Annotated in this window: 35 protein-coding genes; 10 read left to right on the top strand and 25 right to left on the bottom strand. The window is 33.7% G+C overall.

Going from position 1 to position 25076, the window contains the following annotated elements; translation table 11 throughout:
- Window positions 1–65: 65 nt before the first annotated feature.
- The 6 genes from C5F50_RS06095 to C5F50_RS06070 form a co-directional block, all read right to left on the bottom strand.
- Window positions 66–1004: an SPFH domain-containing protein gene (locus tag C5F50_RS06095; protein WP_179372768.1), complete on the bottom strand. Its 939-nt coding sequence runs from the start codon at window positions 1002–1004 to the stop codon at window positions 66–68.
- Between the two features lie 209 nt (window positions 1005–1213).
- Window positions 1214–1636: a hypothetical protein gene (locus C5F50_RS06090; protein ID WP_179372767.1), complete on the bottom strand. Its 423-nt coding sequence runs from the start codon at window positions 1634–1636 to the stop codon at window positions 1214–1216.
- Window positions 1637–1829: 193 nt separating this feature from the next.
- Window positions 1830–2315 (bottom strand): signal peptidase I, encoded by a 486-nt coding sequence (locus C5F50_RS06085; protein WP_246282209.1) that lies wholly within the window; start codon window positions 2313–2315, stop codon window positions 1830–1832.
- A gap of 207 nt (window positions 2316–2522) precedes the next feature.
- A complete protein-coding gene (locus C5F50_RS06080; RefSeq protein ID WP_179372765.1) occupies window positions 2523–2966 on the bottom strand; it encodes a calcium-binding protein in 444 nt (147 codons plus the stop codon).
- 92 nt (window positions 2967–3058) lie between these two features.
- Window positions 3059–3271, bottom strand: coding sequence for a winged helix-turn-helix domain-containing protein (locus tag C5F50_RS13395; protein WP_425340053.1), 213 nt, complete (start codon window positions 3269–3271; stop codon window positions 3059–3061).
- A 114-nt stretch (window positions 3272–3385) separates the two neighbouring features.
- Window positions 3386–3799: an avidin/streptavidin family protein gene (locus tag C5F50_RS06070; protein WP_179372763.1), complete on the bottom strand. Its 414-nt coding sequence runs from the start codon at window positions 3797–3799 to the stop codon at window positions 3386–3388.
- Between the two features lie 176 nt (window positions 3800–3975).
- Between C5F50_RS06070 and C5F50_RS06065 the strand changes: the two genes are divergently transcribed.
- Complete coding sequence (locus C5F50_RS06065; RefSeq protein WP_179372762.1) at window positions 3976–4191, top strand: hypothetical protein; 216 nt, start codon at window positions 3976–3978, stop codon at window positions 4189–4191.
- Window positions 4192–4471: 280 nt separating this feature from the next.
- On the opposite strand, the gene C5F50_RS13390 is transcribed toward C5F50_RS06065, so the two are convergent.
- Both C5F50_RS13390 and C5F50_RS06055 read right to left on the bottom strand, forming a co-directional pair.
- Window positions 4472–4627 carry a hypothetical protein gene (locus C5F50_RS13390; RefSeq protein ID WP_179372761.1) on the bottom strand — a complete coding sequence of 52 codons (156 nt, stop codon included), beginning with the start codon at window positions 4625–4627 and terminating at the stop codon, window positions 4472–4474.
- Window positions 4628–4688: 61 nt separating this feature from the next.
- Window positions 4689–5009 (bottom strand): hypothetical protein, encoded by a 321-nt coding sequence (locus C5F50_RS06055; RefSeq protein WP_179372760.1) that lies wholly within the window; start codon window positions 5007–5009, stop codon window positions 4689–4691.
- An 89-nt stretch (window positions 5010–5098) separates the two neighbouring features.
- On the opposite strand from C5F50_RS06055, the gene C5F50_RS06050 reads away from it, so the two are divergent.
- Complete coding sequence (locus C5F50_RS06050) at window positions 5099–5443, top strand: ribbon-helix-helix domain-containing protein (protein WP_179372759.1); 345 nt, start codon at window positions 5099–5101, stop codon at window positions 5441–5443.
- A 70-nt stretch (window positions 5444–5513) separates the two neighbouring features.
- Here C5F50_RS06050 and C5F50_RS06045 read toward each other — a convergent pair whose 3' ends face one another.
- From C5F50_RS06045 to C5F50_RS06015, 7 genes are all read right to left on the bottom strand, one after another.
- Complete coding sequence (locus tag C5F50_RS06045; RefSeq protein WP_179372758.1) at window positions 5514–5996, bottom strand: hypothetical protein; 483 nt, start codon at window positions 5994–5996, stop codon at window positions 5514–5516.
- Window positions 5993–7492 (bottom strand): cupredoxin domain-containing protein, encoded by a 1500-nt coding sequence (locus C5F50_RS06040; RefSeq protein ID WP_179372757.1) that lies wholly within the window; start codon window positions 7490–7492, stop codon window positions 5993–5995. The genes C5F50_RS06045 and C5F50_RS06040 overlap by 4 nt, the downstream gene beginning before the upstream one ends.
- 126 nt (window positions 7493–7618) lie before the next feature.
- The gene (locus C5F50_RS06035) at window positions 7619–8728 is read right to left on the bottom strand and encodes a hypothetical protein (protein ID WP_179372756.1); all 1110 of its coding nucleotides are present in this window, start codon (window positions 8726–8728) and stop codon (window positions 7619–7621) included.
- Window positions 8725–9249 (bottom strand): hypothetical protein, encoded by a 525-nt coding sequence (locus C5F50_RS06030; protein WP_179372755.1) that lies wholly within the window; start codon window positions 9247–9249, stop codon window positions 8725–8727. Before C5F50_RS06030 ends, C5F50_RS06035 begins: the two co-directional genes overlap by 4 nt.
- Window positions 9246–9716: a hypothetical protein gene (locus C5F50_RS06025; RefSeq protein ID WP_179372754.1), complete on the bottom strand. Its 471-nt coding sequence runs from the start codon at window positions 9714–9716 to the stop codon at window positions 9246–9248. Before C5F50_RS06025 ends, C5F50_RS06030 begins: the two co-directional genes overlap by 4 nt.
- Before the next feature lie 6 nt (window positions 9717–9722).
- On the bottom strand, window positions 9723–9998 hold the full coding sequence (locus C5F50_RS06020) for a hypothetical protein (protein ID WP_179372753.1): 276 nt from the start codon (window positions 9996–9998) through the stop codon (window positions 9723–9725).
- Entirely contained in the window at window positions 9995–11167 is a 1173-nt protein-coding gene (locus C5F50_RS06015) for a hypothetical protein (RefSeq protein ID WP_179372752.1), read from the bottom strand. The genes C5F50_RS06020 and C5F50_RS06015 overlap by 4 nt, the downstream gene beginning before the upstream one ends.
- A 131-nt stretch (window positions 11168–11298) precedes the next feature.
- Between C5F50_RS06015 and C5F50_RS06010 the strand changes: the two genes are divergently transcribed.
- Entirely contained in the window at window positions 11299–11628 is a 330-nt protein-coding gene (locus tag C5F50_RS06010; protein WP_179372751.1) for a hypothetical protein, read from the top strand.
- Between the two features lie 175 nt (window positions 11629–11803).
- On the opposite strand, the gene C5F50_RS06005 is transcribed toward C5F50_RS06010, so the two are convergent.
- From C5F50_RS06005 to purQ, 5 genes are all read right to left on the bottom strand, one after another.
- Window positions 11804–13090 carry a hypothetical protein gene (locus C5F50_RS06005; RefSeq protein ID WP_179372750.1) on the bottom strand — a complete coding sequence of 429 codons (1287 nt, stop codon included), beginning with the start codon at window positions 13088–13090 and terminating at the stop codon, window positions 11804–11806.
- Between the two features lie 153 nt (window positions 13091–13243).
- Window positions 13244–14080, bottom strand: coding sequence for a hypothetical protein (locus C5F50_RS06000; RefSeq protein ID WP_179372749.1), 837 nt, complete (start codon window positions 14078–14080; stop codon window positions 13244–13246).
- Between the two features lie 98 nt (window positions 14081–14178).
- Window positions 14179–14697: a hypothetical protein gene (locus C5F50_RS05995; protein ID WP_179370590.1), complete on the bottom strand. Its 519-nt coding sequence runs from the start codon at window positions 14695–14697 to the stop codon at window positions 14179–14181.
- A 68-nt stretch (window positions 14698–14765) separates the two neighbouring features.
- Window positions 14766–16931, bottom strand: coding sequence for a phosphoribosylformylglycinamidine synthase subunit PurL (gene purL / locus C5F50_RS05990; RefSeq protein WP_179372748.1), 2166 nt, complete (start codon window positions 16929–16931; stop codon window positions 14766–14768).
- Window positions 16928–17608, bottom strand: coding sequence for a phosphoribosylformylglycinamidine synthase subunit PurQ (gene purQ, locus C5F50_RS05985; protein ID WP_179372747.1), 681 nt, complete (start codon window positions 17606–17608; stop codon window positions 16928–16930). Before purQ ends, purL begins: the two co-directional genes overlap by 4 nt.
- Window positions 17609–17686: 78 nt before the next feature.
- Between purQ and C5F50_RS05980 the strand changes: the two genes are divergently transcribed.
- Entirely contained in the window at window positions 17687–18109 is a 423-nt protein-coding gene (locus tag C5F50_RS05980) for a CBS domain-containing protein (protein ID WP_179372746.1), read from the top strand.
- On the opposite strand, the gene purS is transcribed toward C5F50_RS05980, so the two are convergent.
- Window positions 18106–18366: a phosphoribosylformylglycinamidine synthase subunit PurS gene (purS, locus tag C5F50_RS05975; RefSeq protein WP_179372745.1), complete on the bottom strand. Its 261-nt coding sequence runs from the start codon at window positions 18364–18366 to the stop codon at window positions 18106–18108. The two genes, C5F50_RS05980 and purS, sit on opposite strands and share 4 nt — an antisense overlap.
- 820 nt (window positions 18367–19186) lie before the next feature.
- On the opposite strand from purS, the gene C5F50_RS05970 reads away from it, so the two are divergent.
- The 3 genes from C5F50_RS05970 to C5F50_RS05960 are packed head-to-tail and all read left to right on the top strand — an operon-like array spanning window position 19187 to window position 20710.
- A complete protein-coding gene (locus tag C5F50_RS05970; protein WP_179372744.1) occupies window positions 19187–19654 on the top strand; it encodes a hypothetical protein in 468 nt (155 codons plus the stop codon).
- Between the two features lie 30 nt (window positions 19655–19684).
- Window positions 19685–20476, top strand: coding sequence for a twin-arginine translocase subunit TatC (gene tatC, locus C5F50_RS05965; protein WP_179372743.1), 792 nt, complete (start codon window positions 19685–19687; stop codon window positions 20474–20476).
- A 27-nt stretch (window positions 20477–20503) separates the two neighbouring features.
- Entirely contained in the window at window positions 20504–20710 is a 207-nt protein-coding gene (locus tag C5F50_RS05960; protein WP_179372742.1) for a Sec-independent protein translocase subunit TatA/TatB, read from the top strand.
- On the opposite strand, the gene C5F50_RS05955 is transcribed toward C5F50_RS05960, so the two are convergent.
- Window positions 20707–21135: an SRPBCC family protein gene (locus tag C5F50_RS05955; protein ID WP_179372741.1), complete on the bottom strand. Its 429-nt coding sequence runs from the start codon at window positions 21133–21135 to the stop codon at window positions 20707–20709. The genes C5F50_RS05960 and C5F50_RS05955 overlap by 4 nt on opposite strands.
- A 7-nt stretch (window positions 21136–21142) precedes the next feature.
- The gene (locus C5F50_RS05950; RefSeq protein ID WP_179372740.1) at window positions 21143–21700 is read right to left on the bottom strand and encodes a UbiX family flavin prenyltransferase; all 558 of its coding nucleotides are present in this window, start codon (window positions 21698–21700) and stop codon (window positions 21143–21145) included.
- Window positions 21701–21992: 292 nt separating this feature from the next.
- Between C5F50_RS05950 and C5F50_RS05945 the strand changes: the two genes are divergently transcribed.
- Window positions 21993–23084: a formate--phosphoribosylaminoimidazolecarboxamide ligase family protein gene (locus C5F50_RS05945; protein WP_179372739.1), complete on the top strand. Its 1092-nt coding sequence runs from the start codon at window positions 21993–21995 to the stop codon at window positions 23082–23084.
- A gap of 733 nt (window positions 23085–23817) precedes the next feature.
- Window positions 23818–24078 carry a hypothetical protein gene (locus C5F50_RS05940; protein WP_179372738.1) on the top strand — a complete coding sequence of 87 codons (261 nt, stop codon included), beginning with the start codon at window positions 23818–23820 and terminating at the stop codon, window positions 24076–24078.
- On the opposite strand, the gene C5F50_RS05935 is transcribed toward C5F50_RS05940, so the two are convergent.
- The gene (locus tag C5F50_RS05935; RefSeq protein ID WP_179372737.1) at window positions 24075–24323 is read right to left on the bottom strand and encodes a hypothetical protein; all 249 of its coding nucleotides are present in this window, start codon (window positions 24321–24323) and stop codon (window positions 24075–24077) included. The genes C5F50_RS05940 and C5F50_RS05935 overlap by 4 nt on opposite strands.
- A 321-nt stretch (window positions 24324–24644) precedes the next feature.
- Here C5F50_RS05935 and C5F50_RS05930 point away from each other — a divergent pair, with 321 nt between their 5' ends.
- Complete coding sequence (locus tag C5F50_RS05930) at window positions 24645–24845, top strand: hypothetical protein (RefSeq protein WP_179372736.1); 201 nt, start codon at window positions 24645–24647, stop codon at window positions 24843–24845.
- On the opposite strand, the gene C5F50_RS05925 is transcribed toward C5F50_RS05930, so the two are convergent.
- Window positions 24846–25064: a hypothetical protein gene (locus C5F50_RS05925; protein ID WP_179372735.1), complete on the bottom strand. Its 219-nt coding sequence runs from the start codon at window positions 25062–25064 to the stop codon at window positions 24846–24848. It lies immediately after the preceding gene.
- Window positions 25065–25076: the final 12 nt, after the last annotated feature.

Below are 25076 nucleotides of genomic sequence, written 5' to 3'. Positions count from 1 at the left end.
TTATAACAGAACAAAAAATAACAAAGTCGGAGTTTCATTTTCTGAAAATAAAATTCAAAATAAATTTATTCGGATTTAGGTTCTTGTTTTGTCTTTGTTGGAATAATAGTATCAGTTGTTTCATTGAGAACTATTGTTGGAGAAATACCTTTTTCAGTCAATACGATTTTGGAATTTGTTTCAAGACTTGCTTGGGTTACCTCTAATTTCTTTAGCTCCTTGGCATTTCCAACAAAATATTTTTCAGCTGCTTCATTAACAAGTTGAATTTCTTTTGCTCGGGCTTCTGCCACTCTTTCAATTGCTTGGGATTTGCCTTCTGCCTCCAATATCAAAGATTGACGTATACCTTCTGCTTCTTTGATGCTGGCTCTTCGCTCACCATCAGCTTTAGTTTCACGAGCATTTGCAAAATCAATGGCTGACTGTTTGTCATTTTCAGCCTTGATGACCATATTCATGGTTTCTTGAACATCATCAGGTGGCTCTATCTCTTTTAATTCAACTCTTACAATTGTGATTCCCCAGTCCTTTGTTTCAACTGCCATTGTTTCAAACACTTCATTGTTGAGTTTTCCACGTTGAGAGTTTACATCTTTGAACATGTTGTCTCCAATTACATTTCTCAGGGTAGTTCTAGCAAGCTGAACAATTTGAACATCATAGTTGTTTACTTGGTATAGTGCACTTTTGAGTTCACGCTCACTTGCACCAACCTTAAAGTAAACTTGGGCATCAACTGTACAGTTTAGATTGTCCTTTGTGATTACCTCCTGACGCATGACATCAACTAGTTGTTCTGTGATGTTTATGGAGTAAATTTTTTGAAAAAACGGTACAATGAATGTTATTCCCGAATTTTGAAACCTAGTATATTTTCCAAGTGTCTCAACTGCTGCCCTATGAGTAGGTCTGATTATTCGTATTCCGGAAAGAAGAATTCCAATAATGATCAATCCAACTATTATTTGTACGATAAGTATGCCAAGATCTAATTCTGCCATTGTATTTATCTAAAAAATATTCAAGTTATGATACTCATAAACGCTTCTAATCATTTGCAACAAGTTAATACAAACGTGTTATTAAGGAAAAACTGAATTTTCCAACTCATTTTTGTTTGTAATGTTTGTTTTTCAAGTATGATCTTTTACGTAATCTTCTTTCAGCCTAATTTCCTCGGTAAATGACAGGACATATTTGAATAATTCAGTTATCGTTTTGTCATCCTCCAAATGACAGCACCAACACTACTAATAATTATCCCTCCAAAAAATACAGAATAGTAAATGTAGATCATAATTGAGATGGAGTTATGAAAGTTGTTTATTTCATCATATTTTGCATCTTTGATATCTATTGTTAGATACAGTTCCTCATCACCCAGATTTGCAAAGTCAAAGTCATATGTACCGTATCTGACATGTTTTATTCTATGTTGTGCAGAATCTGATTCCACTACGTTTAGAACTTCCTCGGACCACTCATAATTTGTAATCATTACACTGTAAGGTATTTTTTGTGGATTAACATCAAAGATGACTAAAACTGGATTGTGACTGCGAAAAGTATGCTTGATATTTTTTGGTTCATCAGGATAGATCACTATTCCATCAATAGTGGATGATTGCTGCAATGACTGAAAATGTTATTTTATAATCCAATTGATTCACTTTCAGATATTATGATATCCTAAAAACAAGTGTGGATGTATTGTGCATTTGTGTTGATACTGATAATATTTTGTTTATAACGTTTGATGAAATCTGAATTTTACCAAATCCATACAGGTTTGAACAATGTTGCGTTAATCCTAAAAGGTTATTCCATCAGGTATTCTCAGAAAATTCTTTTGATTTATACAAACAATAAAATATATTTTTTCGGAAAAAAAACAGTAGTAAACTAGAAGAAATAATCATGATATAGTAATTTATTGGAGGGGAAAAAATTTTAATAAACATGCCGATTTTTGGGAGTACAATAATTACTTTACCAACATAATTACTTTCTTTTATGGGATAATCCAAACCTTCTAGTGAAGAAGGATTATAATCCCCTTTGGTTTTAACATACCTTTCATCATCATCCATGATTTCTACTATTCTGTGTACATATGTACGATCTAAATTATTGTAATTGCTCTTAAAAACAATTATGTCACCTACTTTTAGATCAAAAAAAGATTCATCAGATGTAATAACCATATCTTCTTGAACAAGTGTTGGCAACATACTTCCACTCGTAATAATGTAAAAAGGATTGAAAAGAAGTTGAAGAGAAAATAAAAAAACAAAACATAAAATAACAATCATTATCAAAATAATTCCAAAATTTCTTTTTGATGAGAGTTGATGTATTTTATTGTCCAGGAATATTCTTAATTGTTTTAATAAATAAATTTTTTCTTTCTAATCGAACTAATTTTGATTTTTGATTTATCATAATATGAGAATAATATATTATCATATTTTTAATATATTAAAATTAGTTTATCATAAAAAATAAAGGGGGTGTGATTATCACCAAGGTATAGAGGTACAATTTGCCATTGTATCACCATCTGATGAGTTCCAATGACATGTATCTGAACCAGAATCACCATCAAGTGAATCGGCGAATCCATCTGAACCTGATGCTGAACCGGAATGATATAGATTATCATTTCCAGCACCGCCACTAATGGTATCTTTTCCTGCTTCACCATAGATGTTATCATCTCCACCATTGCCAAAGATCGTGTCATCACCAGCACCAGCAAGAATGATATCCCTGTTTGCACTTCCATAGATCGTGTCGTTACCAGATGTTCCGTAACATGCACCGCCTCCTGATGGACAATTGATTGCTGCAGTAGCTTCTTGTTGACCTAATGAAGGAACAACAGACATTCCAGCAATGATTGCTACCAACCCAAACGCTAGGGGGATGATCTTTGTCAGTTTTCTATTATTTTTTGTAGTCATTGTGATTCTCACAAACTAATAATAATTAAACAACATGAACTGCAGCAGTTCATAATTCTTAAATATTAGCATATGATAATATCATATTAACATTATTTCAAACATCGGAAAATAAATTTTGAACCGCTTTCGGTCAAAAATATATTTGACTCATCAATTTTTATAAAATCAATCAGTTCTAACCATTTTAAATATGCGTTTAGACGTAAATAATTCATATTTGCCTTTTCCATAAGAGGAGTCTTTCGTATTGATCTGTTTTCATAAATTAATTTCATAATATTTTGGATTATCAAAGGATCCATTCTTTTTAAGATATTGTTCATCAGTGTTACATTATGAGGATAATATTTTCAAGCATTTAACGATTACTACAATTCAAATTGATGCAAAGGTTATAACAAAAATCCCAACATTACTCAGACGGGATTTGAGCAACCACGTTTCATCTTTGCCAGTCGTATCTGCTCATCCGTTGGTTTGTTTGGAGTAAACACATCCTGATCAACCATAGTCGATTCCCATTCATTCTCAGGTTTTGTCTGCTGTGTCAATAGCCATGTGGTCAAAATTGTAGGCACACCATCAACATTCATCAGCTGCCCTGACCACGACGTCACGGAATTAGTCTTCTTGTGCGAGTTTACCCATTGGACCGTCCAACCTACTGTGGGCGGGGATTGTGCAGGATTGTAACGACCCACCAAGGCATACTCGTCTTGAGCTGAACCTACTGCCGATACATACGTGCCAGTCAGTCCCCCTTTACCGTCTGCATCAAGGGCCATCTTTGAGCCTAGCTCGTTGTACCATATGCTTTGAGATTCAGGCATGAGCATGTTATTTAATGAGTTTCACATATTAATAAAAATATCGCATATATCAAAAGCATTTTCAAATCATTCAGATCATAGTTCACAAAGAGTAAGAGAATCATAGAATAACACTTTTAACATAGTATCCACACCCAAACACAATAAGCAGACTACTTTTAGATATCATGTTTAGCATGCTAATAGCAGGGACTACATCTCTGTTCTATGCACAGCAAGAAGAGACACTCGAAAGTCAATCAGACAACGTACTAGTAGTCATTGTAATAATAGGCACAATCATAATTATTGTGATAGTAGTTTTTGGAACTGTTATCATAATCATAGTGGGCAGCCACAGAAAAAAAAGAAAGAAGAAGAGTGGGATTTTTCAGCCAAGTTTGAATTTTTAGAGCAGGCAACTGAGGCGTTGTTGCCTGAAGAAGTTGAAGGAAAAAATGTGGCCTAGTAAAGAAAAAAGTGGGCAACAGGTGACTACCATACTGCGCATGCAAATGTGAAAGACACTTGCTGTCATATTAAAATGAAGATGGATAATGACAACATAGTTCACTACAAATGTGTATGTGAATGACCATTATGTTTTATTTATCATTTAATTTACCAGAAAATATTGTAGAGACATTCAGATCTTGTTTGTTGTGAATAATAATTAAGAACCATACGGATTGATTAACTCTCTACAATCTCGCAGAATTTTACAATTGGAAGTATTCGAAAGTTTTCATATTGACTTTGGGTTAACCAAACGTGTGTGATTTCTTCATCATCATTGAATTGATAGCGCACCAAAAGGTTTGGTTTTTGCAATGATGTCAGTTCATTCATTTTGCAAAATTCAGATACTTGTGTACACTATCAAACCAATATTTTTTAGAAGGATTTACTATCAAATATTTTCACTCAGAGTTTTTGCATGTGTTTTGCTGTTTCTGAAAACTTTTTCTAGTCTGCTATCCAATTCCATTTCTTGTTTTACTTGATCAATCCATCTGTCTAGCTTTTCTTTAATCTGATCTTCGGTAAATATTTTTGATGATTTTATGCCCTTTCTAAAGTCTAACTCTTTTCTTACAGCATATCCGATAAACTGTGTTGGGTTTGCAAAATCACAGCCGTTGTCTTTGCAATAATTTTCCACTTCGTTGAGCACTGAGCCCAAAATGATACAGTTACGCCATTTTTTCTGCTTGCCCAATATTACTTTCATATGTTACATTTATCAGATAGCATTATTAAATATTTCTGATACATGTATCAGAGATTAGTATTAAACAAAGCATATTATACATATATCATATGGATAAGACAAAGTGGAAGTCAATAATGCTTCCAAAGGAGCTAATTGACCAGCTTGAAAAGTTCTCAGAGTCAAATGTGTCAAGGAATCTAGGGTTTACTAACAAATCACAGATGGCAGCATATGCTGTAAGGGATTTTCTAAAGCACTACTCTAGCTTTATGGCATATCTTGAACTGATGGATGTAGAGTCAGATTTTGTCATTCTAATGGATTACAAGATTGGAACAACTGTAAAGGTGAAAGATAAGAACGGGAAATTGACGTGCAGCAAACACAAAGATCAATGCGAGCATATGGATTTTGTCAGCATGATTCCCAGGGTTCAGAATTTAGTAAAATAGTTCCTAGTTCAAACCTTAACAGATTTGGACAAAACTGATAGTCCATGATTAAATTTCATTATTGTATTTTTTATTCAGGTCCACCTAAGTAATTATCCTCAATTGGGTAAATTCCATAATAACAATCCATGAGATATTCAATGGGTTTGTTTTCTTCAATGTCTGGAAAAGGCAAACTCTTTTTTAAAAATCTAGGAATACCTCCATCTTTTTCACACATCTCATATAATCCATAACAACCTCTTGCAGTGTCATTCCAATTACCGCCTTGATCTTTACAATAATCTGGATCGCCTAACCATTTTACACCATTCCAATTTCCCAATCCTGTTTTTGTGTCTACGATAATTCCATTTTCATCTACGGCTTCACACTGACCTGGAGTTTGAAACAATCGTATTTCGCACTCCACTTCATACCCATCAGGATGATAATACCAATGTTCGTTGTTTTCCCAAGTTTTGTAATGTGTGTATTGAATGTAAGACACATAGATAAATCCGCCAGCTAGAATTACAGTAATTCCAATAATTATCAAAAAACTAGTTTTCATTTTTCAATTTCCGGCAATGAGTGTTTTAAGCCGATTATTATTATATCAGAAACATAATTGCGCATGGATAGTTTTTTAACACTGGTTTCTTTGATGCAGACTGGATTGTCATTAGAATTTTTTAATGTGAGTTGTAATCCCTCATTGCATTGCATTTCATATATTGGAATTCCGGATTTGAGTTGTTTTAGGGGATTTGCAAGATTCTTTACTGCGTTTATCGCTTCTTGTATTTTATCTGACTTGGAATAGAAATTTTCAAACAAATTTTGTTTTATCTCAGATAAAGAATTATCATGATTTACAGAATATCCATATACGGGATAACAAACCCCGCTTTCATCATATGACAAAACAAGAACTCTGAGAAGAAATGAGCCAAAACGAAATTCCGAATAAGTACGTGGATTACCAGGCTCATCATATGTTTTAAAATGCTCAAAAGTAGATGAAGTGTACAATTCTAGGAATTTTTGCACCACTGGGTCTTTTTCAAGTTCCTTTCTTACTTGTGTTTCATCATTTACATCACACATTTGCCCTATTCTTGGAGTTGGATTTGGAATTATGTTAAGATACACATTTCCAACTTGTTTGTAAAGTATTTTTTTGTAAAGTTCAATAGTAAAAAAAGCATGTTTTCGGTCATCAATCCCCACAGTTATTATCGAATTTTTTGGATTTACAGAAAGTGACGTAATTGGAATTTTGGAATTCTTGTCGTTCATTATTCCTTGCAAAATATCAATTGTTTTATCGGTTGCAGGAAAAATATCTGATGACACATGAATTGTTCCTACAACAGGAGTCGTGCTCAATCTGTGCTCTGCTAAAAAATACTGGTATTCTCCTGGCTCCAAGAACAGAAATGAGAATGTTTCATTTGGGCCAAAACTTCCTGAAAATCTTTTATCATAACTCCAACCAATTCCATTATCTTCTTCTTGATAGGTCCCAGTTGAAATACTATGATCATCATTAGAATCATTTACCCATTCTACAATGGTTCCAACACTGACAGTTTTCTCTGAAGGCTTCGTGCATGCAAACGAGCAGTCACTATCAGAAGAATTAGAATACAGATGGATTGTTTCTTTTTTGTAATTTTTAGCACCATCTAATGCTGGAAAGGATATTGAATCTGCGGCAAGATATTCCTCAGAAAACACACTTGTAATGTAATTTCCTTCATTTATTGGAACAAATTGATAGGGCATGATTTTTGTTTCACCTGGCCCCAAGTGAATCCGTTGTATTTGTTGATCTAGTGTTTTATCGTCTGGCGTGAATGTGGAAAATACGATTTCAAAATCTACTGCGCTAAGTTCACCATTTGAAACGGTATGTTGAAAAATAATTGGTTTGCCAACTATTCCATTAGATATATTCACTCCATCTGCATCTTTGGCTACAAGTGGTTTGAATTCTATGGCATATGCATTGTATGTTAATGAAAAAACAAGCACCAAAAACAAAATGGCAATACAACACTTCACAAATGGTCAGGATACATGCAAGAACATAAAGTGTTCTGATGATCAGTAACAAATCCATACAGGTTTGAACTAGATTGTTTGGAACCTAATAGGTTTGAACTGTGTGGATTTTTGTGGGTTTGAACTTTAGTTTTCATTTCCTGTTTCTTCCATTGAGGGATTAAAGCAATTCACATTTTTTAGATAATCCAGTACGTTTTCAGTGATTACTTCTTGATTTCTCCAGTCCATATGATTGCAAGTCAATGTGGCAGTCACTTTATCATCTAAGGACTGTATAACAAGAGACACTGTCTTGCCTCCGATATGTGTAGCGTTCAGTAATACGTTTGAACCAGCAAATGATATTTTAGATGTGTGGTATCTGTTTTCAAACAAGTCTATCATTGATTGTATCTCCACATTATCAATTTCGGGCAATCCGAGCAATGGAATACGGGGTATTGATTCATCTGATGGAATTTCCACTCCAGATGAGCCAAAACTATGATAAATGTAATTACGTGATGTTAGCTTCTCCATACTTGAATTTTTGACACAAACCCAATTTTCTTTCCAATTTTTCTTGACAAGATGTAATTCTTCCTTACAAATCACATCTTTTGCTGCAATTCCAGATTTGATTTGTTTTAGTGGGGGCAGAAAAATAAAATCGTGGTTTACAGTGTATTTTGGGTCGTTTTTCATATCCAATAATTCCACAGTGCAAGGCTCATATACATAATAGAAACCCGATATTCCGTCAGAATTCTTTTTCTCTATTGGTTTTACATCTCTTACAATTATAGAACTTGTAATGTCCAAACTTGAATCCAAGTAAGATAAAGGCAGTGTATGATCAGTATACTTTGCAGTAACTGTAACGTTATCCCAGATTGGCACTCTATGTCCGATTCCCTCGTCACCTGGATCTCCCCAAAATACCACCGTCTCAAATACCCCTGTTGAATCACCAGTTTCAATTACTGTGTAAACGGGATTGACATATTTTTGAATATTATTCTCATTATAATCAGACAGAACCTCAATGTCAAATCTGTCAGGCACATCATCATCAATGTTCATGTCAGGATCAGTGATTCTGATCAGACCCGTATTGAATACAAGTGGATGACAGTCATACTGCCATTCTACTATTCCCAATGCATACTCATCAGATGATTCACCAAATGAAAGTGCAGTTGTAGAAGCCAACAAGGATAATGCAAGCATTGGAATCAAAACTCTAGTTTTCATTTTCGTATCTTGAATCCTACAATTATCCCAATTGCTATGACAAATAACCAGAATACATACATCTCTGGAAACAACATTTCTTTTACAATAGTTATTTTTCCTGCATCATCTGTTTGTTTTAATGGAGAGACTATCTCCAATATTTGAGAATGCATGAAAAATCCGTCAGAATAATCAAAATTAGCATCAAGATTATCTTCTAGAGATACAGGATATGAATACCCGTGGCCTCTTGGAAATGGTCCTCCCATAATTCCTATTGAACTAATATATTTCTCAAGGATTGGATCGTATATCTCTCTGAGTTTTTGGCCTTTTTCTTTTTGTTCTTCTCTTGTTAATTCTGTTCGTTTTTCAGGGACATCTTTACAGATTTCATCACATCCCTCAAGTATTTCCCAAGCACATGAATCCCAACATGTCAAGTGTTGATAATTTGATAATAGTCCACCATATCCAAATGTAACTGTAAGTAACGCAAATACTATAGTGGTAGTTAGCAGAATAAAGTTGGTTTTCATTTTCTTTTTCTCCAAATAATCACTACACCACTAATGATTCCAATGGGTATCAACACAAAAGGGAAATGTAGAATAAGAATTGGAAATGCAAATGGAAAAGGTGTTGGCGCTATGCATTCATAGACTTCATTTGCAGGATCATATGCATATACAAAATAAGTCTGACCTTCTTCAAATCCCTCATATCCTGTAGAACTCCTAGGATTTGTTCTCACTTGGCCTTCAATTAGGCTACCTTTGAAAAGATAATGCACATCAAATGTAGTATATTCTGAAAATGCTGTGCCAGAATCTGAATTTTGTTGTTCATGTGCTTTAATGACGGTTCCTAAAAACACAGTAGATGCTTCATCATAAGCCTTGATGTTGTCTATTCCTGGAATAAATGTGGCACATGAAGCATATACATCTGATAAAGGAATCAAAAATACAATCAACCCCACAATTACCAAAAGTTTAGTTTTCATTTCAAATCAACCATTCCAAGAGGATATTTTATACCGTAGATATTCAAAAAAGTCCAAATCTAATGGTCTTTCAGTACAAAAAGGATTTGGGAATTGATCACAATATTCCTCTATCGGAATTCCGTTAATCGGAGTTGTTAGTTTTGAATAGTCAAAATATGTCATCAATCCAACAATTATAAAAAAAATTACAATAGGTATCAAGATATGTCTAGTTTTCATTTTCTCATTGTTGTTTGACAATTGCAGATTCATCAAAAGTAAAAGATATTGGGTTGTCATTTATTGCACATAGTTTGGGTCGTCCATCCGATTCGTCCCCAATCAGATATCTTTGTGTCATTAATTGAGCCTGTAAAATGCCAGTATTGTTTTCCCTGAAATTGTCCACAAAACAAAGTGATGTCAGAATCCAAATCCATGTTGTATTTTCCAATGATAAATGAGTTTGGGGCATTTGCAATCTTTCCCCCTTCATTAAGATAATCCCGAAACATATTCCCTACATGCTTTTCTTGAGATTCATCAAAGTATGATAATTCTGTTAATTCATTTTCTTTTAGTTGTGTTTGAATTGAACATTCACATGTAAAACTCATCGCACTGATACATGGATTTGGATTTTCATCATAAAGATTGGAACTCAACAAAGTGTCAAAATGATAGGAGCTAGAAAACCAATAGTCTTCGGGGGTTTTATCTAGAACATATCCGCAATAGCCACTTGTTGGCGGAAGTGAAAGTTGAGCAAATCCTGAGACCAATAGTAATTCTTCTCGATCATACTCGATATTGTTTTCATCCAACATTTTTATGAATTGATTTTCTGAAACCGCAAAACCAATTCGATCATAATCAATCACATCAGGAATGATGATGTCCCTTTGTCTAAATTCTATTAATGTATCAAGGGTCACACAAACAGGAAGTCCTGAGGATTTTAGTGCAAGGTATAATTCATCTTTACAAAATATCTCTTTTGGATCAATACCCATACGGAATTGTTGTCTTGGGCTTTGGTTCTCAAGTAATACAGGATTTGTCTTGTGAATTTTTTTAAAATCGTTATTTTCAGGCACTGCAAAAATATGTTTTGTGTATTTGTAATGATTCTCAGTCACATCTACAAGATAAAGACCAGAAGTTTCTGGCGTAAATTTCCAAATAATATCAATAAATTTACCTGATGGAATTTCATATTGGTACTGTTTAGAGTGAACCTGTTTTTTCTCATCAAGATTTGTAATTGAAATCATAACATCATAGCTTTGATTTTTTGGAGCATGGTTTACAACTTGATAGAATAGTTCTACTGGTTTTCCAAGGGATGGAGTCTTCTTGTTTTGATATGGGGAATTTTCATAGTCAAGATCATGAATCTCAAAACCTAATACAGGAGCAATTGTGCCTACAAACATCATCAATACCAAGAAAATTACAAAATATTTCATAATATGACTAGATGGATAATGGGATATTCATAAAGTGTTTGAATGATCAGTGAGTCCATACAGGTTTGAACAATTAAAGTCATGTTTTTGTGTACAAAATAAATTTAAACTTAAGAGAGTGATAATAACTGTTGATTATAGATTGTGCTTTTGATGAAAAGCTATCTGATGAGATTGCATCCTATCTAAAAGAAAAAAGGTTTGATATTGTCAAAGAAAAAGACAGCATCATTACAACGAGTGATCCCAGGGTAACAAAAGATGAATTAGAATATTATCTAAAAAAGACGGGAAAGATAAAGGAGTTACAGATTATTCCATCAGATTCAGACACAGTAATCATTGCAAAAAAAGTGATGATTGAGCATTTTGGTCTTTCACGATGTACGATTTGTGGGTTTGTTACATACAAAGAAGATCTAATATCTCATGAGAGATCACACGGAATTCAGATTATGTGAGTGTAAAACAAGGATCAGTAACCTAACTATGATGTAAATCCTAATGGATTTGGTTACATGAGTTGTTTTGTGGTTCAAATTGGTTCCACCGGAAATGGTACAGGGAGTATAATCAGTGACATAGATTTTGCACTTTAGCGAATTTCGTTCTAGGAATAGACAGATGTAAAATAATTTACGATAAAGATATTTCTGCTTCAAAGACAGGATTCTGTGAATTCCATATTATTCTCATTTCAGAATCAGATTCGTAGTTTTTTACAAAATTATTGATGCTTGTCTGATGTTGATTCTCTAGAATTTCCAGAATGCGAGACTGTTCATCCACAACAGTTTCCTCTAGTTGCTTGTATTTTTCTCGAATATCAGAAATTTGCTGACTAAACGTTTTTTTAGACATAGAACCAGAGTTGTTGAATTTCTCAATTACTTTTTTTTCCTCTTCATTTTGTTCTGTTTCCATGTTCACAAAAATAGAAGTGTATTTCTTTTTTGTATCAGATATTTTTAACTCATTATGTTTTTGCATAGATTCAATTTTTGAATTGAGGTTTTTTACTTTTTCAAAAATTCTGTCTTGTTGGAATTTTTTTACATCTACAGGATCTTTTGTTTCTAAAAATGTATCAGTTACCACAGTTCCCATTTTATGGTGTACCCACATTTCAGCAGTGTATTCTGTTGTACATACATAATCATCTGCATGTGTTCTATACACCAATACTTGATCCTGTCTGCATTCAGTATCTGGGTTATTCTTGCCAAGATCTTCCCAAGATATTTTGTCAAATGGATTTGCTTGTAGATAGCCAGGGTTTGTTCTATAATCTTGATAATATTTTCTTAGTTGTTCTCCAGAAATAATCTCCTCAAAGTTACCATCAGAACTAAAGAGAATCTGCTGGTTATAGTATGCATTATTATTAATAACATTAAAGAGACTATTGGCAGCAAGCATCTCTGCTCTTGTTATTTTGGCTGCAATAACAAAAGCCTCTCTTGCTTTTTCTGGTCCTCCACCTTCAAGAATGACTTTGTGTAATGCATCACGTCCCGCATTAATCTTTGATGCAGTAAATTTTAGCGGATGATCATATGTGCTGGAAGTATATTTTGCAGGACTATTTTCAAGTGCACTTTCAAGCATTTTATCAAAGGTATAGTATTCCCAAAGATCTTCCCATTTTTTTAGTTTTTTCTCTAGAATTTGTATAGCCTCTGCTCTTTTTTTCTCTAGTTCTTTTTGTTTTTCCAGGGCTTCAAAATTTCTTTGTTCTATTTGTGCAATCCATTTCTTGCTTTTTTCAATTTTTTTTAGAATGTCTTGCGCAACAGAATTATTTTCAAGATCTTTTGAAAGAGTGATTTGTTCACTTGTATCAACTGAATCGGCAAAAACAGAATTTGTGGCAAAAAACAGTGCTAAAACAACACTGATTCCAAGAATTATCATACCTGCCATAGACGATGGATCGAATTTTTCTATATAATAAGCACTGATGATTCATTAGTAAAAATACAAATTTTAGGAATAGATAAAATACGAAATAGCATTTTATGAAAATTATGTATCAAATAGACATAATTATTAAATGTCTAGTTTCATTTTCTCCAATTATTCCAAAAACACATGCAGTTGTATTGATCCTCGTTTCCAATACAATTCTTCAAAGGAGTTTCCATCTTTATGTTCAATGTCAATAAAGTATCTTCCTTTCATTGCATCGTCTTTGATATGTACGGGAACTTCAAATGATACGGTTTTGTCAGAGATTGCCGTTATTTGAGGTATGTTTAATAATATTCCAAATTCCTCTAGTTTGCTTGGGTCTTCATATAATTTTCCGTTACCTGAAGAATCATAGATGCTGAACCCAGATATCCTCAGAGGAACATCTTCATTATATCCAAAAAAAGAGTCAAGACATAAAACAAACTTTGCAGATTGTCCCTGTTCCATCACTAGTCTTTTTTCCATGGCTCTTACCTCTATTCCTTTTATCAAATCCTTTCCAGACATGGAATCCTCTGGAATTCTGACAGAGTATGGTATTATCTTGAATTTGTTCTCTATATCAGGTCCATTTAGAAACAAAAGTGCATTTTCATTTGGAGAAAAATGCTTCTCATTAGAGTTGATTATATTTGAAGGAGGATATGACAAATCCAATATCAACATATTTTCTTGTCGAGGATTTTTGACATATTCAGAGACATTTACCAGAAAATTAGATCCATTACTTGGGGTTTGGATGGTTCCAACTACTATGACATTAGCAGAAAGGTAAACATCGTTTATGGAACTGTATATCAATGAAGCATGTGCTTTTGGCAAATATCCAACATCACATTGTATACTTTGTGATGGGGATTGGAAAATAAAGAGTCCCCCTACAATAACAGAAATAGTAATTATAATGCCCAAAATAATTATCACAAGATTAGTTTTCATTCTGTTTTTCTAAAATTCATGTATTCATAAAACATTCTATTGTATGTGTAAATCCATACAGGTTTGAACTCTAGTTTTCGTTCTCTAATTCAACTCTCTCAGATATTTGGTTTGTATCCTTTGAAATCCTCAGGGGTTTTTGACCATGAAGTTCCAACACCAGTAAACTCACAATTTTTTTGGTTATATTGATTATTTGTATTTCCACCATCAATACAACTATCAATGCATTGTTGTTCTGTGGAATGAACATTGCTACTTGTGGTTATAACTCCCTGATAATTGTTAATAATTGTACAACTTCCTGTAGACTCTAGGGATAATAGCCCACTAGGTAACATAGATAAAATTATAATCACACAAATTATTGCAGTAATAACTTTCTTTGAGATATATGAAGGGACAAGTGATGGTTTTACCCATGCTAATGCTCCATACAACAATATCATCAACACAGAAATCTGAATTGTATGCATCACAATCCCTGCAAGGGGGAAAGATGGAGAATAAAGAAATGAAAGCATCGACAAGCTGATTGGAATTGGAACAAAAATGTATGCTACAACTGCGACAATTACAAGTATGATTCTTTTTTTGATGTTTTCAGTATAATTCATTTTCTTATTTTCCTAGATGAGGATAGTTTTCAGACATGTAAAAAGACGTAATCTATATGCGATTTTCCTTAACCATGAAGCACCAAGTCCCTTAACGAATTTAACCAAATTTTTTGTGCTCTATCAACTCTTAGATCTATGATCGTTTTTGTTCCTTTTACGAATCGAATTTCATCTCCTCCAAATTGCCCAATTAGTTTGAATGAAACATTATTCTTTTTTAGCAAATCTTCTAGTTTTTTTAGATTTTTCTTATCAAAAACCAAGAGATAACGAGAATGACTTTCAGAAAAGAGGACTCTATCAACATCAAGACTCTCCCCAGGAACCGTTTCCAGAGATATTTTACAGCCGATCATGTTTTTCATGCATAATTCAGATATTGCTACTGCAAGCCCTCCCTTGGAGCAGTCATGGGCAGATTTTAGAATTTCATTATCAATGACATCAAGTACAGTTTTCATGTTTTTCTTGGATTCTGAAAAATTCACAACAGGGCATTTTCCTCCAATGAATTTGTGAACATATTCAAAGTATTCAGAACCACCCATTTCATTTTTAGTGTCGCCGATAATTACAAGGCAGTCACTTTCAGAAATCCTTTGAGGGATTAGTGGTTTTTTATCAATTAGTCCCAAAACACCAATCACAGGTGTCGGTTTTATTGGTCCAGCAGGAGTTTCATTGTAGAGACTCACTTTACCACCAACACAGGGAATCTTAAACTCTTTAGCAAAATCAGTTAATCCTTTTAATGATTCTAAAAAGGTCCAAAAGATTTCAGGATCTTTGGGATTTCCAAATTGAAGATGGTCAAGCATTCCAATTGGTTTTGCTCCAGTGCATACAACATTTCTACATGCCTCTTCAAAGCAGCCTATTGCGCCTTCTCTAGGATTAATGTAACATTGTTTTGGATTTCCATCAATCTTTGCTGAAAGAAATTTTCCATTGTCTAATCTTAAAACGGATGCATCGCCTCCAGGTTTTATTACAGTTCTAATTCCAACTTCATGATCATATTGTCCATAAACCCAAATCTTACTTGCTATGTTTGATGAAGCAAGTAATTTCAAAAGAGTTTTAGAATAATTAGAAATTGTTTTGAGTTTTTTTTCTGTTTCAATTGCTTTTAGATATTCAGGTTTTTTTGATGGCAAATCAAGTAACGTGGCATTTGCAACAACATCAGTTGGAAGATTTGCAAAAGTCTTTTTACCTTTTTTTACATGCATCTGATTATCTGATGTGACATGACCAATCACAGAACATTCGAGATGAAATTTCTTGCAGATGATCTCCAGTTTTTTTAATTTTGTTTTATCTGTAATAATTAACATTCTTTCTTGAGATTCAGAAACCATGATTTCATCAGGACGCATGTCAGACTCACGAGTGTGAACTTTTTGAACATCCATCTCAATTCCTATGTCTAATGCATCTGCAGTCTCAGAAACTGCACAGGAGAGTCCACCGCCACCAAGGTCTTTCATGGCATGAATTAGTTTCTCGTTTCTTGCCTCCAAAACTGCCTCAATGATTAATTTCTCAATAAAAGGATCAGGAATTTGTACTGCAGAACGATCCTCAGACTCTAGCGAATCAGAAGCAAATTGAGAACCACCTATTCCATCCCTACCAGTAGAACCACCTAGCAACACAACAAGATCACCCTTCTGTGCATGATTTTTTATCAAATTCTCTTTTTTACCAAACCCGATGGCTGCAACATCAACTAGTGCATAGTTTTGATAACAATCATCAAATTCAACTTCTCCGCCAATTGTAGGAATTCCCAAACAATTGCCATATGCTGCAACGCCGCTAACAGCATTCTTGAAAAGCCATCTTGCTTGTTGATCTTTTTCAATATTGCCAAAACGCAAACCATCAAAGATTGCAATAGGCCTTGTTCCTGCAGATAAAATATCTCTAATCACTCCACCAACACCAGTTGCTGCCCCTCCAAACGGTTCAACAGCAGATGGGTGGTTATGACTTTCAATATGTGCAGTTACAACATAACCTCCACCAACATCTAGGACACCAGAATCATACCCTTTTTCATTAATCACTAGAGATCCTGTCATTGGTAGCATTTTGAGATGTTTTTTTGATGATTTGTATGAGCAATGCTCTGACCATTCTGCAGCCACAATTTGTAATTCAGTTGAAGTTGGGTCCCTGCCAATTTTAGATTTTAATTCTGATAGTTCATGAGATTCTAAACTCAATTACTAACACCCATTTTTACTAAAAGTGATTCGAAAATTAGTGAAGAAGGTTTGTTATCAACGGGATTAATTTCGGGTTCAACTGCTCTTTCAGGATGAGGCATCATGCCAACAACATTTCCTGCTTCATTACATACTCCTGCAATTCTATCTGTAGAACCATTTACAATTTGGCTGTATCTAAAAACAATTTGATTTTTTTTCTTTAATTGTTTTAGGACATCACCATCTGCATAATATCTTCCTTCTCCATTAGCTATAGGGATTGGAATTTTTTGATGAAGTTTAAACTGATTTGTAAACGGAGTTTTGTTATTTTCAACAATCAGATTTGTCCACTCACACATAAAATTAAGGGACTTGTTTTTCAGTAAAACTCCAGGTAATAATCCAGACTCTACTAGAATTTGAAATCCATTACATACACCTAAAATTGGAACACCCTTTTCTGCCAGTTTTTGAACATCCTTGATGATTGGACTATGAGCAGCAATTACGCCTGCCCGAAGCCTATCTCCATAAGAGAATCCACCTGGGAGAATAACAGCATCAATATTTTTTGGAAGTGATTTCTCATGCCAATAATATTGTGCGTCAAGATTAAAGACATCAGTTAGTACATGGTACATGTCACGATCACAATTACTTCCTGGAAAAACTATAATTCCAACCTTCACAATTGTTTTTAGAATGACAGATATTTAATTTGAAGTGAGTCGGAGAAAATTTTTATGTGAACAAATGGCTTGATCGCCATGACTCAAGTCAGAGACATCATGGAGAAAAACGTAATCACTGTAGAATCTGACAAAACAGTACTTGATGCATCAATTATTCTAAGAGAAAAAGAGATCAGTTTTCTTGTGATCACAGAAGGAAATAAACCGACAGGAGTAGTTTCAGAAAGAGACATTGTAAGAAAAATTGCAGCTGAAGATCTTGTAGCATCATCAGTATCCTTGGAGAAAATTATGTCAAAAAAATTCAGATGGGTTTCCCCAGATTCTGCAATTGAAGATGCAGTTCAAAAGATGCTAAACAATAACATCAGAAGGCTCATAGTACTTGAAAATGAAAAATTAGTAGGAGTCGTAACCCAGACAAATTTGGCAGAATTTTTACGAAGTAAACTTTTGATAAATGGAACTATTGAGAAATTAGAATCTGAAAAAACTTAGGCATCAAAGACATCTATTGTTACTTTGCTAACCATTGGATTGTAGATGCGCAATTCATCACAGATTTCTTGTACCTTTGATTGAGCAGATTTTTTGTCTTTTTCTTTGATGGTGAACTTTAGCATCTTTGCAGTTTTTATTTTTGAAACTGATTTGTGAGTTCCTTTAAGAACCAGATCATTTAGAATTGTATCACCTTCAGGGTCACTTATGCCCGGTTTGTTTTCAATTGTTACATGAACATTAAAAATTGCCATTAATAATTTGGAAACTAAAATTGAGGTTAATCTATCTTCCGAAAAAATTTGTGCTTTTATACTTATTTTGAGATAATTGGCAGGTATCCGGTTCTGAGGACTTGTATTGTTGCAGATACAACCAGCCCAGGATCGGTACTTGGAATTCAAATTTCTTAACATACTCTATGTATTTTCTATAAAGACCAGGTCGATATGGAGGATTAATTATAATTAGTGAGTTACTTTACAAATTTTCTTTTGATTGATACATGTCTTTTTCAAAAATTCCTTTTTCATCTTAGAGTGATGCCAGGTATCATGCCATGAAAACACTTCATCGGTATTTCTGTTTGCAGTTGCATAATACACATAGAATAATCTTAGTGTATTGTATTATTCACATAGTCATATCTTTGCCCAAAATGTAATTTCTTTTCAAAGTATGAAAATAGAGCAAAAAACCGTTTGCACAGAGAACACAATCAAAAAGTTTTGGATAATCATCAATCTCAATTGGATAAAGGAGGTTTGTTTTATCAGATTCCATTCAATTAGAAACAGAGTTAATCTATGACAATAATTATTTAGATCATATTTTGTATGTCTTAAGTCCTTGACTTACTACCAAGTTTAGCACATGGGAAAAGATGACAGATTTTGATGTGCTCTTTATCATCTTAGATTGTATGCTTAAGTTTTTCTGCGTTTGATGGATTCAATACAACAGTGATTCTATTGCTCACGCAAAATTTGCTTTGATTTCGTATAAAAACAAGTCATATTTTGCCAATCTTGTAGATATTGGAATTTATACCAGAATAATTTACAATATTGCATAATGGCAAAAGGCAGAATGAGATATTGGAAGATCACACCAGAAGAATTAGGCGGATATGCATATGATGAAAATAATTTACTTAATTGGGAAATCAAATGTGTTAGAGAGCCAGAAGATGAGGCTCAATTTATTGGTGTTTTCATGTATAAAAAAGGCACTGCTTATGACTATGAGTCAGTAAAAGGAATTTGTTATTTTCACAACAATATAGACCGAAAAGAACTCCCTTCAATCACCAGTTTTCTTCAAGGAAAATTCAACGGTAAAGAGATGGAAAAAGGAGACAGAATATTCCTCAAAGATTCAAAAGAAATCTATTCTGCTAAAGACATCAGCGATTTAGCAAAAGAGATGCAATCAAAATTTAACACCAAAGCCATTATTTCTTTAGAGTTTGAGGGAATTACCGCAGAACAACTCAAAGAGGCAGGGCTTCCAGAAGCAAAATTGTTGCCCATTCCCACTTAATTGATATAGTTTAGAAAACAAAGTCATCCAGTGTCCGAATTGGATGGTATCAATCAGCACTTGGAAGAACTAAGGAAAAGATTACTTCGAATTGTATTAGTTATTGGAATAATTACTGCATTTGTTTTGACTTTTCATGCAGAGCCCATCCAAGTAGGAGGGATTACAGTCTACTACCCTTTACCAGAACCACTAAACAACATTGCAGCACAAATTACCAATCATATGAAAATCAATCTTGTTCCAGAAGATGTCAAGTTAATTCAGACAGCGCCAGGACAGGCTTTCTTTGCACAAGTGTACATTGCAGCACTAGTGGGAATTGTTGTTGGAATGCCAGTAATTGTAAAAGAGATGGTAGGATTTATCAAGCCAGCATTAAAAGAAAATGAAATTCACGTTAGCAGAAACATCACACTTCCAGCTTTAGGATTATTCATTACAGGTTGTATATTTTCGTATAGTTTGGTAATTCCATACATTTTGGATTTTTTATACAGATATGGTGAATCCGCAGGCCTGATAACTTTTCTTAATGTCATAGAATTTGTTACATTTGTATTGCAATTTTTACTGGCGTTTGGTTTTTCATTTCAGCTTCCGCTGGTAATGTATGCAATTTCGGTTTCAGGTATGGTAGATTCAGATTTTTGGAGAAAGAATATCAGATATGCAGTTGTAGTAATCGTGATCTTCGGAGCTGTTATCACTCCTGATGGAAGCGGTGTTACAATGTGGTTCATTGCTGGTCCAATGATTGCGCTTTATGGTGTAGGCATGGCGATTATTGAGCGTAAAGAACGCAAAAAGTTGAACACTTAAATCCAAATTTAATCAAATAAGATCACAATGTTAGGAATGGGACTGTCAAATTTTATTGCAGGACAAGAATGGATCTTTATCATCATTATTGCAATAGTATTCATTTTTGGCGCAAAGAAGATTCCAGAACTTGCAAAAACCTTCGGTAAAGCTAAAGGTGAATTTGAGAAAGGAAAGATCGAAGGAGAAAAGGAACTCAAAGACTTTAAAGATAAAGAATCAAAAACAGACTAGTTTTCAACAATTTTTACAAAATCATCTAAAATTTTGCCATAATCTTGCTCATAGTTATTTTTCCCAAATAAGCTTGAAATTTTTAATTTTCCTTTTATTTTTAAATCAACTTCAACAATAATTTTTGTTCCATTCTCAAGTTCAAGAAATTTTTCTTTGAAGACGCTTCCTTTTGCATCGCCTCCAATCACAAAAACATCATGAGATGTTGGGGCATCAGATACATGTTTTGCCATGATTAGGAATTCCTTATCACCAAGATTCAGATATTCTTCTACTACTGAGACATTATTACGAACTGAGCGAACACGAATTGATGGAAAGTGTTGTGGAAATAATTTTGAATAATTCTCAAAATTGGAAAAAGTTTCAAAAACAGTTTCTCTTTTTGCATCAACGATTCTTTGTAAAGAAAATTTGGGCAACGGTAATTCAAAATGTACCCCATCGAGGGTATAAATTGTGCTCTATGTCAAATTGGTCTAGACATTTTCCAACCCCATGATTTACAATGTCATCAATTGATTTGGGTTTTGTGTAAAATTCAGTTACAGGAGGTAAAATTACAATTCCCAATCTGGAAAGTTTTAACATATTTTCTAAATGTATTGCAGACAAAGGAGTCTCCCTTACCATTAAAATTAATTTTCTTGATTCCTTTATTGTGACACCAGCAGCTCTTGCAATTAACGTGTCATCATATCCATTTGCAATTGCAGCCAAAGTCTTCATACTGCAAGGGGCCACAATCATGCCATCAATCTTATGGGTTCCACTAGAAACACTAGATGCCATATTTTTTTCATCAGAAATATTAGATGCAAGTGATTGTACATAATCAATAGAATGATCAGTCTCCATTGAGATGCATTTTTCAGCCCACTTAGACATTATCAAGTGTGTTTCAATATTTAATTTCTTGAGGGTTTCAAGCATTCTTATTCCATAGATAACACCAGTACTGCCAGTAATCCCAATAACTAATTTCAATAAAGTATCTTCTAAAGCACAGTATTTTATGTATTAGATATGCATGAATGCATGGCACTAGATATTTTGAGGAGTATCAGAGTCTGTTAATTCTTGTAAGTCCTTATTACTTCGTCGTTTAAGCCATAATGAAATTCCACCTATGGCCATTGCAGTAAATAGAATAACTCCCGCCATTTGGAGTTCAAAATGATATAACACATTTAAAATGAGACACCAGTTTGGGAAAAATCTTGTGATTTTGTCCGATCTTGGAAATTAGCTATATTACCTCCTCCTAACTAGGCATAATGTGATTAAAAGTTCTGAGATTAAGAAAATAGTTAATGACTACTCAGATGTCAAAATAGGAGTTCTAGGAAGCCATTCGGCATTGGAGATAATGGATGGTGCAAAAGATGAAGATTTTCAAACGAAAGTTTTCTGCCAGAAAGGTAGAGAGGGACCATATCAGAGATTTGGCAGGATTGCAGATGAGATAATTATTTTAGATAAATTCAAGGATATGGCTTCGGCCAAAAATCAGAAAATGTTACGGGATTCAAACACAATCATTGTCCCACATAGATCACTTACTGTTTACCTAGGTTACAAAACAATTGAAAATTCATTCAAAGTGCCTATTTTTGGAAATAGAAAATTATTCCAAGCAGAAGAAAGAACTGCAAAGAAGGGACAGTACTACCTATTAGAAAAAGCCAGAATAAAATATCCTAAATTATTCAAAGATCCAAAAAAAATTAACAAACCATGCATAGTCAAAGTTCAAGAAAAAAATAGACCTCTAGAAAGAGCATTCTTTACAGTTTCATCATACAAAGATTTTGTAGAAAAATCAGAAGCAAAAATTAAACAGGGAGTTATCTCAAGAAAAGATCTTGAGAAATCAAGTATAGAAGAATTAGCAATTGGAACATACATGAATTTCAATTTCTTTCATACTCCAATTTCAGATCAAGTTGATTTTATCGGAATTGAACGAAGATTACAGACGAACATTCATGATTATAATGCACTACCTGCAAAACAACAAATGGACATTGATGTAGATTTACAAAATATTGAAGTTGGTCACACACCAGCAAGCATCAGAGAATCTCTACTTGAAAAAGTCATAAAGATGGGAGACAAATTTGTGGCAGCTGTAAAAAGAGAATACGCACCAGGGATTATTGGGCCATTTTCACTTCAAAGTGTAATTACAAAAGATTTAGAATTAGTTGTATACGATGTATCCTTAAGAGTGCCAGGAAATCCAATAGTTGCAACAACAAGTCCTTATACAAAATATCAATATGGCACAACATTTGGAGTCGGCAGAAGAATTGCAATGGAGATAAAACGAGCTCAAGAAGAAGGCAGGCTAGACGAGATAGTAACCTAGTCTTTTTCATCATTCAAAGTTAAGATGTTTTATTTTAGAATTACAAAAATTCCATACTGTAATTTCTGAAATGAAAATCATGAAATTAATATCAAAGAAAAATTGAAGGCGCAAACCCCTAACTGCAGAACACTGAGAGATTCCCTCTCGTGGTCAAACGTCTAAACGTCTGATTGCCTTTTTTCGTTCTGCGGGGCAGCGCAGTCTAATCGCCAGGTTTTACAACTAACGACATCAACTAGTATAAGACAAATAACTATTTAACATTTAGTGTGATTTTTTTGAATAAAAGTAATGAAATATTGTAAATTCTAACTAGGCATAAAAAATTTTCACAACCCCGTATCCAAAGTTGCTAGCACATGAAATAACTTAGGAGTGCCTCAAATAGTACAATTTACAAAAAATGCATTGCCAAAAAGTAGAACAATAATGGTACAAGATCACCTAGACAAAAAAATCAGAATAATTCAAGCAAAGAAGATCAAAGATGACGCCACAGCATGCAGTTATTCAAAAGCAGTAAATGATATTTTAGAAAAATGTCTTTAAAAATTACAAAAATATATTTTCAGTAAAAACTGTACAACTTTGTTAATTGGTTAGATTGGGAATATACTGAATACCATTCGTTCTAATTTTGAATGATTAAAGCGGTTTGACATTCAAAATGGAATTGCTGATGCCAATTAACAATACAAACTCTTTAGTGGTCATTTATCAGCAATACAATATGGGAAAAACTATTTTCATCAAAGAGATAATCACCATACTAAAAGAACCAAGACTTTGTCCAACCTGCCAAAAAGAAGACAGATTGGAAAAGGACGTGGTTAGAGAGGAAAGATCAAACGGAAAGACTATTTTATGTTCTAGATGCGAGGCATTAATTGTAATTACAAATCACAATCTAAAAAAAGTAGAATTATCATCAACTAAAGATGACATAATTATGCTAAAAGAGCCTCATCTGATTAGAAAAGTAGGATACTAGTTTTTTGATTTTCCAAGTAATTCTTGAATGACATAATTTCGAACATTTGCAAATTCCCATTCCTTGAGATTTGCATTTCTGCATTCTTCTTTAATTATAAGACCTGCTAAACCATGACTCCAGATATGACGCTTGGTATCATAAACTTCGATGATTTTTCCATGTTTTGTAATTTTGATTGCACCATGGCATCTTTGAATTACTTTGGACGCTACTCTTTGGTAGATTTTTTCAAAATTAACCATATGATTAACTCATTGAATCACATCAAAAAGGTTCTGATTTTTTAGATGGGATAATAATATACCATGGAAATTACAAGAAAGATTGCTGATGATTAACCAACAAACTAAGCTATAACTGATAGATGATGAGTTTGCCGAATTATGAAGCATTTTGGAATAAAATCAAGATTGCATATCAACAACACTGACAGTCATAGAGAATGAGGGAGACAAAGATTCAGGATTGTCAATGCTTGCACCAAAGCCAAATATTATCAAGAATGATGAAAACATCAAAATTTTCATAACCAGTATTAGTGGGATGCATGTTTAATCTAGCTAATGGGAGAACTGCCTAAAAAATTTCCAGAGTACGCCATCATGTACAAAACATTATCAAACCAAATCAAAACATTGGAGAAAAGAAAAGAAAATGCACAAGAAAAGGAAAGGGATGAAATAGAACTAAAAATTCAAAACTACCACTTGAAATTATCAAAAATTAAGAAAACGTTTCCAGAGAATTTTTTTGATGAAAATTAATTATTCATGGGTGTGGTCATGCCCGCAATCACATTGATGGTCATCGCCTTGTGTAGACATTAGCTTTTGTACCATTTCATCACGGATTTTAAGTAAATCTCCAACTTGATCTTTTAATGAATCAGAATCCCAATTTCCTTGACTAAGTTCCCTTACAACATCAATGATTTCAAGATCTACATTCAGTAAATTGTCCATTAGTTGCTCTTGCTCATTCATATAATTTTACAA

It is taken from the genome of Nitrosopumilus ureiphilus (genome assembly GCF_013407185.1).
Classification (GTDB): Archaea; Thermoproteota; Nitrososphaeria; order Nitrososphaerales; family Nitrosopumilaceae; genus Nitrosopumilus; species Nitrosopumilus ureiphilus.
The sequence above is the reverse complement of the archived record's forward strand: the minus strand, read 5'-3'. Positions and strand labels throughout refer to the sequence as shown.

What these genes read in the sequence shown, in the direction of transcription:
- C5F50_RS06095 (WP_179372768.1), bottom strand. Translation starts at nt 1,004, where the DNA reads ATGGCAGAATTAGATCTTGGCATACTTATCGTACAAATAATAGTTGGA.
- C5F50_RS06085 (WP_246282209.1), bottom strand. Translation starts at nt 2,315, where the DNA reads ATGATTGTTATTTTATGTTTTGTTTTTTTATTTTCTCTTCAACTTCTT.
- C5F50_RS06080 (WP_179372765.1), bottom strand. Translation starts at nt 2,966, where the DNA reads ATGACTACAAAAAATAATAGAAAACTGACAAAGATCATCCCCCTAGCG.
- C5F50_RS13395 (WP_425340053.1), bottom strand. Translation starts at nt 3,271, where the DNA reads ATGGATCCTTTGATAATCCAAAATATTATGAAATTAATTTATGAAAAC.
- C5F50_RS06070 (WP_179372763.1), bottom strand. Translation starts at nt 3,799, where the DNA reads ATGCCTGAATCTCAAAGCATATGGTACAACGAGCTAGGCTCAAAGATG.
- C5F50_RS06065 (WP_179372762.1), top strand. Translation starts at nt 3,976, where the DNA reads ATGCTAATAGCAGGGACTACATCTCTGTTCTATGCACAGCAAGAAGAG.
- C5F50_RS13390 (WP_179372761.1), bottom strand. Translation starts at nt 4,627, where the DNA reads ATGAATGAACTGACATCATTGCAAAAACCAAACCTTTTGGTGCGCTAT.
- C5F50_RS06055 (WP_179372760.1), bottom strand. Translation starts at nt 5,009, where the DNA reads ATGAAAGTAATATTGGGCAAGCAGAAAAAATGGCGTAACTGTATCATT.
- C5F50_RS06050 (WP_179372759.1), top strand. Translation starts at nt 5,099, where the DNA reads ATGGATAAGACAAAGTGGAAGTCAATAATGCTTCCAAAGGAGCTAATT.
- C5F50_RS06045 (WP_179372758.1), bottom strand. Translation starts at nt 5,996, where the DNA reads ATGAAAACTAGTTTTTTGATAATTATTGGAATTACTGTAATTCTAGCT.
- C5F50_RS06035 (WP_179372756.1), bottom strand. Translation starts at nt 8,728, where the DNA reads ATGAAAACTAGAGTTTTGATTCCAATGCTTGCATTATCCTTGTTGGCT.
- C5F50_RS06030 (WP_179372755.1), bottom strand. Translation starts at nt 9,249, where the DNA reads ATGAAAACCAACTTTATTCTGCTAACTACCACTATAGTATTTGCGTTA.
- C5F50_RS06025 (WP_179372754.1), bottom strand. Translation starts at nt 9,716, where the DNA reads ATGAAAACTAAACTTTTGGTAATTGTGGGGTTGATTGTATTTTTGATT.
- C5F50_RS06020 (WP_179372753.1), bottom strand. Translation starts at nt 9,998, where the DNA reads ATGACAACCCAATATCTTTTACTTTTGATGAATCTGCAATTGTCAAAC.
- C5F50_RS06015 (WP_179372752.1), bottom strand. Translation starts at nt 11,167, where the DNA reads ATGAAATATTTTGTAATTTTCTTGGTATTGATGATGTTTGTAGGCACA.
- C5F50_RS06005 (WP_179372750.1), bottom strand. Translation starts at nt 13,090, where the DNA reads ATGGCAGGTATGATAATTCTTGGAATCAGTGTTGTTTTAGCACTGTTT.
- C5F50_RS06000 (WP_179372749.1), bottom strand. Translation starts at nt 14,080, where the DNA reads ATGAAAACTAATCTTGTGATAATTATTTTGGGCATTATAATTACTATT.
- C5F50_RS05995 (WP_179370590.1), bottom strand. Translation starts at nt 14,697, where the DNA reads ATGAATTATACTGAAAACATCAAAAAAAGAATCATACTTGTAATTGTC.
- C5F50_RS05980 (WP_179372746.1), top strand. Translation starts at nt 17,687, where the DNA reads ATGACTCAAGTCAGAGACATCATGGAGAAAAACGTAATCACTGTAGAA.
- purS (WP_179372745.1), bottom strand. Translation starts at nt 18,366, where the DNA reads ATGGCAATTTTTAATGTTCATGTAACAATTGAAAACAAACCGGGCATA.
- C5F50_RS05970 (WP_179372744.1), top strand. Translation starts at nt 19,187, where the DNA reads ATGGCAAAAGGCAGAATGAGATATTGGAAGATCACACCAGAAGAATTA.
- C5F50_RS05960 (WP_179372742.1), top strand. Translation starts at nt 20,504, where the DNA reads ATGTTAGGAATGGGACTGTCAAATTTTATTGCAGGACAAGAATGGATC.
- C5F50_RS05940 (WP_179372738.1), top strand. Translation starts at nt 23,818, where the DNA reads ATGGGAAAAACTATTTTCATCAAAGAGATAATCACCATACTAAAAGAA.
- C5F50_RS05935 (WP_179372737.1), bottom strand. Translation starts at nt 24,323, where the DNA reads ATGGTTAATTTTGAAAAAATCTACCAAAGAGTAGCGTCCAAAGTAATT.
- C5F50_RS05930 (WP_179372736.1), top strand. Translation starts at nt 24,645, where the DNA reads ATGGGAGAACTGCCTAAAAAATTTCCAGAGTACGCCATCATGTACAAA.
- C5F50_RS05925 (WP_179372735.1), bottom strand. Translation starts at nt 25,064, where the DNA reads ATGAATGAGCAAGAGCAACTAATGGACAATTTACTGAATGTAGATCTT.